Genomic DNA, 12,044 nt, shown 5'->3' with positions numbered 1-12,044 from the left:
CATTGGCTTTTATAAGAATATAGCAAGGAAGTGGAGTTATGGATTTATTTTCTATGGGAGAGGACAACGGGAGCGGACGGTTGCTTGCGGACCGAATGAGACCGGAGAATCTGGATGAATATATTGGTCAAGAACATATCATAGGCCGGGGAAAGCTGTTGCGAAGAGCGATCGAGGCAGACCAGGTCTCTTCGATTTTGCTCTATGGACCTCCTGGATGTGGCAAAACAACATTAGCTCATATCATTTCTCATCACACACAAGGTGAATTCGTACGCCTGAATGCGGTGGAGGCTTCTGTGAAGGATGTACGGGAGGTCATTGAACGAGCTCAAAATAATAAAACCCTTTACGGTTCTAAGACGATTCTTTTTCTGGACGAGGTGCATCGGTTTAACAGTTCACGTCAGGACGCGCTATTGCCAGCAGTAGAAAAAGGTACCATTACATTTATTGGCGCAACTACGGAGAATCCGTTCCATTACGTTAACGGAGCACTTATGAGCCGTTCTACCTTGTTTCAGCTAGAGGCGCTAACGAGTGAACACAGTCTGGTCGCGATGCGCAGAGCTTTAGCAGACAAGGATAGAGGGCTTGGATTCATGGAGCTTCAGGTCGATGAAGAAGCATTGCTGCATATTGCTACTATGGCTAATGGAGATATCAGGCGGGCTTTAAATGCTCTGGAACTAGCAGCGTTAACTACTGCTCCGGAGGTAAACGGGAGTGTGCATATCACGCTGGAGGTGGCGGAAGAGTCGATTCGGCGCCCCATTGTGAAGGCAGATGAATCGACGCAGTATGATGTTCTATCTGCTTTTCACAAAAGCATTCGAGGTTCTAGTGATGCTGCCTTGTTCTGGTTTCTGTATGCGGTAGAGAAATTGGGGATGGACCCGATGACTTTTATTCGTCGACTAATTGCAGCGAGCAGTGAGGATATTGGCTTAGCTAATCCCCAGGCTATGGTCCAAGCGGTGAGTGCGCTTGAAGCCTATAGAAATAACGGTTGGCCAGAAGCGAAGCTGAACATTGCACAAGCCATTCTTTTCGCGGTGGAGAGTCCGAAGTCTAATGCCGTCTATACTGCTATTTCAAATGCAATGGCGAGTATGGATGAGATTAAATCCGCCGAGGTACCGCTACATTTACGTGATACACACTATAAAGGTGCTACTGCTCTAGGGCATGAAGGGTATCAATATCCGCACAATTTTCCGGGGCATTATGTGAAGCAGGAGTATCTGCCTAAGGAGATTTCTCAGCGTGTCTTTTATCAAGCGACCGAGCAAGGAAATGAAATTAAAATCCGTCACAACCAACGACTCCGACGAGAACAATAGTCCACCAGTGACTGTAGTATCTTCCATTTTAATGCTAATAAGCAAATAAATTTAATGTAACACGAAAAAAAATTATTCCAAAAAAAAGGCGGCCTAGAGCCGTTTTTTTGTTGTCTGCGTTACTTTTAATCACATGAACGAATTTTTTTTATAGGAAAAGATTGATAATTTACCATAAGTTAATTAAAATGAACTACAAAGTTACGGAGAAACAAGTTTTTATTCCGATGAAAGTACTTGTTCTATTCTTAATGGTGTTAATAATCATAACAGTCAATGTTTGATATGTTTCATGAAAAGAATGCTGTTATATCAAAATTTACATAATATTTCATTGGGTAAATTTTGAAACTTTTGCCGTTAGGGGGATTAATTTGAGCGAAGAATTACTAGAAATCAAGAATTTGTCCACATCGTTCAGAATCGTAGATGACTATTATGCTGCAGTAGACGATGTTACCCTGTCCGTTCGCAAAAATGAGATTCTTGCCATTGTTGGAGAATCCGGCTCAGGAAAAAGTGCGCTCGCCTTTTCAATTATGGGATTGCACACAAGGGCCAAAATAGACGGAGAAATCAAATACAAAGGTCAGGATATCGTTACTATGTCTCCTGCTGCACTCAACAAGCTGCGCGGTCAAGAAATGTCTATGATTTTTCAAGATCCTTTATCCGCATTAAATCCACTCATGATTATCGGTTCACAGATTGAAGAAGTACTCATCCTACATGATTCCAAGCTTTCGAAGAAGCAAAGAAAAGAGAAGGTCATTGATCTTTTGACCAAGGTTGGAATCTCCCGTCCCGAACATACATATCAGCAGTACCCCCACGAATTATCTGGTGGAATGAGGCAGAGGGTTGTGATTGCTATTGCGATTGCCAACGGCCCCAAGCTTTTGATCGCCGATGAGCCGACTACGGCACTAGATGTAACCATCCAATTGCAAATTCTTGAACTTATAAAAAAATTAAAAAACGATATGCAAGCAGGCATTATCTTAATTACCCATGACCTAGGGGTTGTGAGTGAAATGGCTGACCGGGTTGCGGTAATGTACGCCGGGCAAATCGTAGAAATCGCAGATATTTATACGTTAACGTCTAATCCAAAGCATCCGTATACAAGATCCTTGTTGAACTCCATTCCAACCGTTAAAGAAGAGAAGTCTAGACTTCATGTGATTCAGGGAATTGTCCCACCATTACAGAATCTTCCGAGAAAAGGATGCCGTTTCGCGGCCCGAACACCTTGGATTCCGGAATGGGAGCATGAGGAAAATCCGCAGCTGCATGAAGTAGCCCCAGGGCATTTTGTTCGCTGCACCTGCCATAATAACTTTCATTTCCCGGATACTAACGAGGAGGCAATCTACAATGGGACTTCTTGAGGTTAAAAATTTAGCAGTTCATTTTCCAATCCACGGCGGCGTTTTTCGAAGAGAAATTGGCGTAGTCAAGGCAGTTGATAATGTTAGTTTTACTATTGAAGCAGGCAAAACTTACGGTTTGGTTGGTGAATCCGGATCAGGTAAGACGACTACTGGTCGTGGAATCATTGGACTCAATTCTATTACTAGCGGTAGTGTGATTTTTGAAGGACAGGATTTGGCTTCAAAGGGTGTACGTAAGCAAAAAAATATCCGCAAGGACATTCAGATGATCTTTCAGGATCCGTACTCTTCCTTGAATCCTAAGAAACGTGTGCTGGATATTATTGCTGAACCCTTACGTAATTTCGAAAAGATGTCTCCGGGCGAAGAAAAAAGACGTGTGCAGGAATTGCTTTTGCAGGTTGGATTAAGCCCTGAAAATATTCTTAAATATCCGCATGAATTCTCAGGCGGTCAACGGCAGCGGATCGGTATTGCAAGAGCTATTGCGCTCAAACCGAAGTTGATTATTGCGGATGAACCTGTCTCTGCGCTGGATGTTTCCGTACAGGCACAGGTGCTCAATTTTATGCAGGATATTCAAAAAGAACTGAATCTTACGTTTCTGTTCATCAGTCATGATCTCGGAATCATTAGGCATATGTGTGATCACATTGGGATTATGTATAAAGGACGTCATGTGGAGCAAGGGACTGCTAAAGATATTTTTGACAATCCTCGTCATATTTATACCAAACGTCTAATTGCTGCCATTCCTGATATTGATCCTAAGCAAAGAGAGAAGCAGACGGAGTTTAGAAAATCAGTAAGTCTGGAATATGAACAAGCGCACCGGAATTATTTTGATGAACAAGGCATGCCTTATCCATTGAAATCCATTTCCGAGACTCATCTGGTAGCCTTGCCTGAGAAAGGTTGAGAATATGTGGAAGATTATTGTTCGTAGAATTCTTATTATGATTCCTCAAATATTTCTATTAAGTATTCTTGTTTTTCTAATGGCGAAGGCGATGCCGGGAGATGCGTTATCAGGGATGCTTGATCCAAATATTGATCCTGCGGCCATCGATGCGATGAGAGAAAAACTAGGCTTAAATGATCCGTGGTACATCCAGTACTGGGATTGGATCACTAAAGCGATTCAAGGTGATTTTGGTCAATCCTTCCGTTTCAAAATGCCTGTATCAGAGCTTATCGGTCAACGCCTCATGAATACACTTTGGCTGGCGATTGTCACGCTGATCCTTACATACCTTATTGCTATTCCACTTGGTATTACTAGTGGTCGTTATAACGATTCATGGCTGGATCGCCTCATTACTGGATACACCTATATTGGCTTTGCCGCACCATTGTTTATTTTCGCTCTCTTAATGGTATGGCTCTTCGGATTTCATCTTCATTGGTTTCCTACTAGCGGCAGTGTTAGTCCTGGAGAAGTTCCGGGTACGCTAAGCCACTTCTGGAGTAAATTCTATCATCTGCTACTGCCCGCGTTATCAATGGCGCTGATTGCAACGGTGGGGACAGTACAATACCTGCGGAATGAGATTATTGATACGAAACAAAAGGATTTCATCCTCACCGCAAGAGCAAAAGGTGCTTCAGAGTCGCGCGTCTACAATCGACATATATTGAGAAATTCCTTACTGCCAATTGCTGCATTTTTCGGATATGAGATTACTGGACTGATCGGCGGAACGGTGTTCGTTGAAAGCATCTTTAGTTATCCGGGTATGGGTATGTTGTTCCTCAGTTCGATAACAATTCGGGATTTCAGCGTAGTAACGGCTCTCGTTCTTCTATATGGGATTGCTGCCATCGTCGGTGCGTTGTTATCAGACATTATCTTAAGTATCGTAGATCCGCGTATCCGGATTAAATAAGAAGATGAACACTTTGAGGTGAATAAAATGGCAAAGACAAGCGCAGAGTTAGCTCTGCTGCAGGAAACAGATAAAAGTCCATCAGGCTTCAGGATTGTTTGGCGTGAGATCGTGCGGGATAAACTGGCTTTGGTCTCACTGATTTTCCTATTTACGATTATTGCCGCCGTTTATGGGATTTCCTTATTTTTAGATCAAAAAGAGATTGTTACGGTTGACTTGTTCGCACTGTATGAGAAGCCTTCGGCTGTACATTGGCTGGGGACCGATTATGGAGGGCGGGATGTATTCGGTCAATTAATTATAGGCACACGAAATTCCATGTCGATTGCTTTTATGGTTACTTTTTTTACGGGAATCATTGGGATTCTAGTAGGTTTGTTCTCTGGATATTTTGGGGGAACGATAGATAATATTTCGATGCGTGTTGTAGATTTCTTCATGATTCTACCCTTTCTAATGATTGTTATAGCTTTTGTAAGTGCAGTTCCTAAATACAATACGTTAACCTTCTCCTTTATCATGACTGCCTTTCTATGGATGGGGATTGCCAGGTTAATACGTTCCAAAACGCTACAAGAGAAGGAACTCGATTACGTTCAGGCATCAAAGACATTAGGTTCCTCCAATCTTAAAATTATGTTCTCACAAGTGCTGCCAAACTTAAGCTCAATCATTATCGTCACGATGACTTTGAATTTGGCAGCTAATATTGGATTGGAATCAGGCCTATCCTTTCTAGGTTTTGGTTTTCCGGAAAGTACACCCAGTCTGGGGACTCTAGTGAGCTATGCGAGAAATCCGCAGACACTTGAGTTCAGATGGTGGATCTGGTTACCCGCATCACTGCTGATCTTGGTGTTGATGTTGAGTATAAATAATGTGGGTCAAGCGCTCAAACGTGCGACCGACGCAAGACAAAGAAAAGGATAATAAGGGAGGAAATGATTAAATGAGAAAACCCATCCGTTCAAAGGCACTACTAGTTTCATTAATGTTTGTAATGTTGTTCGCCCTTGCAGCCTGTGGCTCCAAGAACAACAACGGAGCGGCTGAGTCAACAGCAGCACCAAGTGCCAGTGCTCCTGCGGAAACCGCAGAAGCGACGGCAGCACCTGAAGCAGAAGACGGACTTTATAACATTAAAGATTTCAGTAACATTAAGACAAATCAAGGTGAAGCTATTGATGGAGGCTCGATTACTTTTGGTCTCGTTTCCGACAGTCCATTTGAAGGTACTTTGAACTGGAACTTCTATTCCGGAGATCCGGATGCACAAGTGTTGAATTGGTTTGATGAAGGTTTGTTAACATGGGATAAAGATTATGTATATACAAATGATGGTGCAGCAACGTATGAAGTCTCGGAGGATGGACGTACCTTTACCTTTACGATTCGCGACAATGTGAACTGGCAGGACGGCAAGCCAGTAACAGCAGAAGATTGGTTGTTCGCGCATGAGGTTATTGGTAATCCGAAATATGATGGACCACGTTATGGTTCTGACTTTACAAATATTGAAGGTATGGATGATTACCACTCCGGTAAGGCCAAGACCATTTCTGGAATTAAGGTGCTGGGTGATAAGAAACTGCAAATTACTTATCTGAAATCTACACCTTCTCTGTTAACAGGTGGGGTTTGGATTTATCCGTTAGCCAAACATATCTTTGGTGGCATGGATGTTGCGAAAATTTCCTCTTCTCCTGAATTACGTCAAAAGCCGATTGGCTTTGGAGCTTTCAAAGTGGAAAGTATTGTTCCTGGTGAATCTGTAGTATTCGTTAAGAATGACGATTACTGGCGTGGAGCTCCTAAACTGGATAAGGTAATTCTGAAGGTTATCAACCCTACAACGATTGTACAGGAGTTGAAATCTGGTGGAGTTGATTTAGTGGATTCCTTCCCTGTTGATCAATTCCCGGATAATGCAAAGATGTCAAACGTTGAATTCCTGGGTGCGATAGACCGTGCTTATACGTATATTGGATTTAAGCTGGGGAAATGGGATGCAGAGAAAAAAGTCGTTGCTACCGATCCTAAAGCTAAAATGGCGGATGTGAACCTGCGTAAAGCCATGTGGGCTGCTGTAGACAATGATACAGTGGGTAAGAAATTCTATAATGGTCTTCGCTGGAATGCGACAACTTTAATTCCACCTTCCCATCCGGAATTCCATGATGCTACTAATCCGGGTGTAGCTTACGATCAAGAAGCCGCCAAGAAAATTTTGGATGATGCAGGTTATAAGCTTAATGGTGAATTTAGAACGAATCCAGATGGCAGCGAGCTGAAGATTAATTTCATTTCGATGACTGGTGGAGACATTGCTGAACCGCTGGCTCAATATTATGTACAATCTTGGAAAGCAATTGGCTTGAATGTAACTTTGGAAATGGTAGAGTTTAATACCTTCTATGATCGTATTGGTCAAAATGGTGAGGATGATCCTACCGTTGATGTGTATCAAGGCGCTTGGGGTGTAGGGATTGACGTCGACCCAACAGGTCTATACGGTAAAGATGCAATCTATAACTTCCCTCGTTATGCAAGTGCAGAGAATGATCGTTTGCTCGCCGAAGGGGTTTCCGAGGCTGCATTTGATGTAGACAAACGTAAAGAGATCTATAAAGAGTGGCAACAGCTCATGGTAAACGAAATTCCAGTATTCCCAACACTTTATCGTGCAGTAGTAGTCCCAGTTAACAACCGTGTCCTGAATTATGCGATTGGTGATGGCACAGGGCTCTACTATAACGACATCGCAGTATCTGCAGATAAAGCTGCAGTAGCTCAGTAAATAGAAACAACACAGAACAGCAGTTCAGGGAGAGCTTCCTGAACTGCTGTTTGTTTATTTCTATTTGAATCGCTCATTTGGTTATTATTTGCTTCAAAGTCGGTTAGTTGTATTTCATGCAACTAAAACCTAAATGTTAGAGCTAAGAATGTAATATAACAGTACATACTACAGCTATTTCTTAGGTTTTCGTATATTAGAGTTAACGTTGTAAGTTATAGAATACACTTAAGCTTGCGCTGAAGGAAAAACCTTCTCGGCATATTCTATCGTTCCGCCACCGAGACATTGCTCATCGAGATAGAAGACAACGGCTTGGCCAGGTGTTATCGCTTTTTGTGGAACATCAAAGTCTACGTTTATCGTTCCGTCTTCCCGTGCTGTAAGGGTCACGCCCTGATCCGGCTGGCGATAGCGGAATTTGGCGGTGCATTTTAGCGGCTCAAGACCTAGCTCTTGCCCGTTAATCCAGTTTACACCGGAGGCAATCAGACTAGTGGAGTACAGGCTGTGGTGCTTGTCTCCTTGAACTACATAAAGAATGTTGCGGCTAAGGTCTTTTTCGGCTACAAACCAAGGTTCACCGTTACCGGAGCCGCCAATGCCAAGGCCTTGGCGTTGACCCAATGTATAGTACATAAGTCCATCGTGGCGGCCTTTGATTTCTCCAGTTGTTATATCTACCATATCACCCGATTGTGCTGGAAGATACTGGCTGAGGAATTCACGGAAGTTACGCTCACCGATGAAGCAAACGCCTGTGCTATCTTTTTTCTTGGCAGTATAGAGTCCAGCTTCTTCGGCAATTCTCCGAACTTCCGGTTTCGGAAGATGACCAATCGGGAACATTGCTTTAGAGAGTTGATACTGTCCCAGCGCATTCAAGAAATAGGTCTGGTCTTTATTGTTGTCTACACCGCGGAGTAGCTTGTACACACCATCTTCTTCTATAACTCGTGCATAATGTCCAGTCGCTACATAATCGGCGCCAAGCTGAAGGGCTTTGTTCAGGAACTCTCCGAACTTGATCTCTCGGTTGCACATGACGTCTGGATTCGGCGTCCGGCCGGCCTTATATTCATCGAGGAAATAAGAAAATACTTTGTCGAAGTATTCCTTCTCGAAATTAACGGTATAGTAAGGAATATCAATCTGCTCGCATACGCGGCGAACATCCTCTGCATCGCTTTCGGCCGTACATACTCCGAATTCGTCGGTATCGTCCCAATTTTTCATGAAGATGCCGATGACGTCATAGCCCTGCTGCTTGAGCAGAAGCGCCGTGACGGAGGAATCGACCCCTCCGGACATGCCGACGACGACACGGGTGTCTTGTTTTGCTTTTGTCATCGTAATCACCATTTCTGTACCCAAAATACCGGTCATTCATGGAACACCCGGCTCAAAATGTATTATAACATACCTGTCTACTGTAAAGCCTAAAATAAGAGGCTGAGAATAGAAAAATGTCCACCAGGGGTGAACATTCTTGCAAAATGTTTCGTTTGCCATTTCATTTGTGACTTCGAATATGATAACATAAACTAAGAGTAATCATCGGAATACCTTGATATGACAAACGCATGACTTACCGAATCAATAGTATACAATAACTAGACACTAAACCGAAAGAGGTGCCCCTTTGAAAATATCAACCAAAGGACGTTACGGACTAACAATTATGATGGAGCTTGCACTGAAATTTGGTGAAGGACCGACCTCACTTAAGAGTATCGCTGAGAAAAATGGACTTTCTGAACACTATCTGGAGCAGCTAATTGCTCCTCTGCGTAACGCAGGACTGGTAAAAAGTATTCGTGGTGCATACGGTGGATACATTTTATCACGTGAGGCTAGTGCTATCACAGCAGGTGACATCATTCGTGTGCTAGAGGGCCCAATTTCTCCAGTAGATTTTACTGAAGAAGATGATGCAGCAAAACGCGATTTATGGCTGCGTATTCGCGATAGCATCGCCGACGTACTAGATTCCACGACTCTTCATGACTTGATTAATTATAAAGAAGAGAGCTTGGCGGACAACTATATGTTCTACATATAGTTAATGTATTTGGAATAAAAAACTTAAAGTTATAGCATTATCAGTGTTTTTGCTCCCTTTTTGGGGGCTTTTTTAATGGGAAAATCACATTCAGAGTAATCAATGAAGCTTGGCTTCTTGATTACCGGGAGAATGGTCAAGGTTACTCTCGTTACGCAAAAAAAGGATGCCCTATATTTGCTCGGCATCCTTTTAATTAATCATCAGAAGTTTATTAATAGCTTATTGATTATCACCAAACCAGATGTTCTCTGTACCGGTCCGCGTGTCCGTCCATACGCTCACTAGACGGCCTGTTTGGGGGACAATGGCATTGCCGATGTAGTCCCCAATTAGGGGGATGCCGGTGACGTCAAAGGAAGTTGTCGTTATACGGGTGTTTGTAAACGTCATCCCCCCATCTCTAGATGTAGCTAGATAAACATCAAGGTTGAGAGGATTGACTCGATTAGTGTAATAGGTAACGAATATTGCACCATCCGCAGGGGACACGGTGATGGCTGGGAAAAAGTTTTGGGAGCCTACTGGACTGCCCGTAATGGGTATTGGTGTACCCCAATCCACACCGAAATTAGTGGAAGTAGCAAGGAAAATATCGGAATAACCTTCTCGGAAATCTTGCCATACAGCATAGACATTCCCTCGCGTCGTCGGTGCATTAGAAATATCCGCTGCGAGGGAAGGGTATGTCAAACATCTAAATGTATATCCCGGCAATGGATCTGGTGGGACTACAACGGTGGCGACCATGGTTTCAGGGGTGAAAGTGACCCCGCCGTCTGGGGATGTGCGAATATTAAGATCAGTATTACCGGGAGGCTGATTGATCCATCCCACGACAACAATCCCATTTAATGTAATTGCTATACCGGGGAATTCTTCAAATTCTTCGACCGAGGACAGCAGGGCGGGACTGAAATAGGTATTGCCGCTGTCTAGGGAACGATTGAAGAATATCGTATTTCCTGGTATGAATTGTGTGTTGTAATCATGCGTATAACCAGTATATACATTTCCAAAAAAAGGACTTGATCCAGCCTTGTCGGTGACAACGACCACCTGGTCATCATTCACAAACTGTCCAAACCCTTGATTCACAATGACTGGCGGTCCGAAGGAAGAGGCGTTGTCGTCAGAGGTATAGGAAACGATCGACCCGCTGAGACCGTCTGAATCGAAGGCGTGAGCCAATACGACGAACGTGGTCGGAAAAATATAATCAATATGTGGTGCTTCGATGCCTGCAAATCCTGTCGGTAACGGTAATAACGTTGTTGTCCAAGTGGCACCTGCGTCAATAGATTTGTACAAACCTATATTGGGAGGGCCTGTTCGAAGATCTACAGCTACGGCGACCATAACCGAAGGATTAAGCCAATTTACCGCGATAGTGGGCTCAAACTGAACGCTTGCGCTCGGCGAAATTTGAATATTAGCCATGCTAAGCTCCTTTCGTCATAGAGTTTTCGTTACTTACGGGTTCAGCTGAGCTATGAAAGTAAGTTCGGATTGCAGCACTCTTTGATGGGGGATGACGTTTCCTGACGAATCCGTTCCGAACACCGTGATAATCGTGTCTGCCGGTGCGTTTCCAGTTACGAGAAATTGGACTTCATAAGCTGAATTGCCTGCGATATTAAAACTGAGAAACTGGCTGGTGTTCGCATTAACATTTAATGAGTTGGAGTAGACTAAACCTTTACTAACCAAGGTATTCCATACGTAAACGTGATAGACTACGTTAGATGAAAAACTAAGGTTGTCATTATCGATATTAATGACCACGTTGGATGCTGGGGTAGTACCTGTGTTCGTAATGATGCCTGTTGTTGTTGCCATGAGCTTCACCTCTTTATTAGTTTGCTATATATATATGAATTGAGATTCATTGTGTTTGGACAAGGGAATCAGAAAAATCGCGGAAATTGGAAATATGAGAGGTATGCTATTATTCCATGAATCTCCCCTTCCTCTTGCCTCGCAACTTACAAATTAATCCTGAATAAATTGATAGAAAATGAGGGGAGGAGTGATGGAAATGGCTTTTACAACAGGTCTTATTACTAATACGAGAGCTACTGGTACTGCAGCAAGTAATGTAGTGGTCAGCGTTCGCAACACAAGTAACGCGAGTGCAATGATGATCGTCGAAGTTTTCGGCGTTCCATATTCAACGCTTGCACTAACACCACTGTATGTCACAGGTTATTATGTTCCAGCAATGAGTTCTGATGTCAGAGAGTTCTTCATTGCAGGGAATGTCGCTTACGAGGTTCAGGTAAGTAGTCCTTATCCATTGGCTAATGTGGTGTGCTCTACGTACGGATTGGATGAGTTCGGAAATCTTGTTACCGATCAGAGAGTGCTTCAATCGGAATTAACGGAGATTACCGCCCTTTCTATACCTGTTTAACAGAATTTTTAGGACAATCAAGCAGCAGTCGCCAAAAGCACTAGGGCGATTGCTGCTTTTTTAGGCGCAATAAAAGCTCTTAGAGGCATTCACACAGGCACAAAGGTGGAATTTAAATATACTAATTTTATACTCCAATGTAGAGA

11 protein-coding genes are annotated in these 12,044 nt (G+C 43.2%); 8 read left to right on the top strand and 3 right to left on the bottom strand.

The features are described 5' to 3' along the window. Positions 1 to 38 precede the first annotated feature (38 nt). From MKY99_RS23760 to MKY99_RS23735, 6 genes are all read left to right on the top strand, one after another. Positions 39 to 1,343, top strand: coding sequence for a replication-associated recombination protein A (locus MKY99_RS23760; protein WP_339266671.1), 1,305 nt, complete (start codon positions 39 to 41; stop codon positions 1,341 to 1,343). 374 nt (positions 1,344 to 1,717) lie between these two features. After that, positions 1,718 to 2,734 (top strand): ABC transporter ATP-binding protein, encoded by a 1,017-nt coding sequence (locus tag MKY99_RS23755; RefSeq protein WP_076284833.1) that lies wholly within the window; start codon positions 1,718 to 1,720, stop codon positions 2,732 to 2,734. Then, positions 2,721 to 3,656 carry an ATP-binding cassette domain-containing protein gene (locus tag MKY99_RS23750; RefSeq protein ID WP_076284832.1) on the top strand — a complete coding sequence of 312 codons (936 nt, stop codon included), beginning with the start codon at positions 2,721 to 2,723 and terminating at the stop codon, positions 3,654 to 3,656. The genes MKY99_RS23755 and MKY99_RS23750 overlap by 14 nt, the downstream gene beginning before the upstream one ends. A 4-nt stretch (positions 3,657 to 3,660) precedes the next feature. After that, positions 3,661 to 4,623: an oligopeptide ABC transporter permease gene (gene opp4B, locus MKY99_RS23745; protein WP_042191072.1), complete on the top strand. Its 963-nt coding sequence runs from the start codon at positions 3,661 to 3,663 to the stop codon at positions 4,621 to 4,623. A gap of 27 nt (positions 4,624 to 4,650) precedes the next feature. After that, a complete protein-coding gene (locus tag MKY99_RS23740) occupies positions 4,651 to 5,556 on the top strand; it encodes an ABC transporter permease (protein ID WP_042191070.1) in 906 nt (301 codons plus the stop codon). 19 nt (positions 5,557 to 5,575) lie between these two features. Beyond that, entirely contained in the window at positions 5,576 to 7,423 is a 1,848-nt protein-coding gene (locus MKY99_RS23735; protein ID WP_042191068.1) for an oligopeptide ABC transporter substrate-binding protein, read from the top strand. A gap of 228 nt (positions 7,424 to 7,651) precedes the next feature. On the opposite strand, the gene mnmA is transcribed toward MKY99_RS23735, so the two are convergent. After that, positions 7,652 to 8,773 (bottom strand): tRNA 2-thiouridine(34) synthase MnmA, encoded by a 1,122-nt coding sequence (gene mnmA / locus MKY99_RS23730; RefSeq protein WP_339271771.1) that lies wholly within the window; start codon positions 8,771 to 8,773, stop codon positions 7,652 to 7,654. A gap of 292 nt (positions 8,774 to 9,065) precedes the next feature. On the opposite strand from mnmA, the gene MKY99_RS23725 reads away from it, so the two are divergent. Next, positions 9,066 to 9,485, top strand: coding sequence for an Rrf2 family transcriptional regulator (locus tag MKY99_RS23725; RefSeq protein ID WP_042191066.1), 420 nt, complete (start codon positions 9,066 to 9,068; stop codon positions 9,483 to 9,485). Positions 9,486 to 9,707: 222 nt separating this feature from the next. Here the strand turns inward: MKY99_RS23725 and MKY99_RS23720 are convergent, their stop codons facing one another. Both MKY99_RS23720 and MKY99_RS23715 read right to left on the bottom strand, forming a co-directional pair. Further along, positions 9,708 to 10,925: a sialidase family protein gene (locus MKY99_RS23720; protein ID WP_339266669.1), complete on the bottom strand. Its 1,218-nt coding sequence runs from the start codon at positions 10,923 to 10,925 to the stop codon at positions 9,708 to 9,710. Between the two features lie 33 nt (positions 10,926 to 10,958). Continuing rightward, positions 10,959 to 11,324 (bottom strand): hypothetical protein, encoded by a 366-nt coding sequence (locus MKY99_RS23715; protein WP_042191062.1) that lies wholly within the window; start codon positions 11,322 to 11,324, stop codon positions 10,959 to 10,961. 199 nt (positions 11,325 to 11,523) lie between these two features. Here MKY99_RS23715 and MKY99_RS23710 point away from each other — a divergent pair, with 199 nt between their 5' ends. Continuing rightward, positions 11,524 to 11,898 carry a hypothetical protein gene (locus MKY99_RS23710; RefSeq protein ID WP_339266667.1) on the top strand — a complete coding sequence of 125 codons (375 nt, stop codon included), beginning with the start codon at positions 11,524 to 11,526 and terminating at the stop codon, positions 11,896 to 11,898. Positions 11,899 to 12,044 lie beyond the last annotated feature (146 nt).

It is taken from the genome of Paenibacillus sp. FSL R5-0470, assembly GCF_037975205.1.
In the GTDB taxonomy this organism is placed as follows: Bacteria; Bacillota; Bacilli; order Paenibacillales; family Paenibacillaceae; genus Paenibacillus_AQ.
Note: the sequence above shows the minus strand (reverse complement) of the source record. Positions and strands in the feature narration are given on the sequence as shown.

What these genes read in the sequence shown, in the direction of transcription:
- MKY99_RS23740 (WP_042191070.1), top strand. Translation starts at nt 4,651, where the DNA reads ATGGCAAAGACAAGCGCAGAGTTAGCTCTGCTGCAGGAAACAGATAAA.
- MKY99_RS23735 (WP_042191068.1), top strand. Translation starts at nt 5,576, where the DNA reads ATGAGAAAACCCATCCGTTCAAAGGCACTACTAGTTTCATTAATGTTT.
- MKY99_RS23750 (WP_076284832.1), top strand. Translation starts at nt 2,721, where the DNA reads ATGGGACTTCTTGAGGTTAAAAATTTAGCAGTTCATTTTCCAATCCAC.
- MKY99_RS23710 (WP_339266667.1), top strand. Translation starts at nt 11,524, where the DNA reads ATGGCTTTTACAACAGGTCTTATTACTAATACGAGAGCTACTGGTACT.
- mnmA (WP_339271771.1), bottom strand. Translation starts at nt 8,773, where the DNA reads ATGACAAAAGCAAAACAAGACACCCGTGTCGTCGTCGGCATGTCCGGA.
- MKY99_RS23760 (WP_339266671.1), top strand. Translation starts at nt 39, where the DNA reads ATGGATTTATTTTCTATGGGAGAGGACAACGGGAGCGGACGGTTGCTT.
- MKY99_RS23715 (WP_042191062.1), bottom strand. Translation starts at nt 11,324, where the DNA reads ATGGCAACAACAACAGGCATCATTACGAACACAGGTACTACCCCAGCA.
- MKY99_RS23720 (WP_339266669.1), bottom strand. Translation starts at nt 10,925, where the DNA reads ATGGCTAATATTCAAATTTCGCCGAGCGCAAGCGTTCAGTTTGAGCCC.
- opp4B (WP_042191072.1), top strand. Translation starts at nt 3,661, where the DNA reads ATGTGGAAGATTATTGTTCGTAGAATTCTTATTATGATTCCTCAAATA.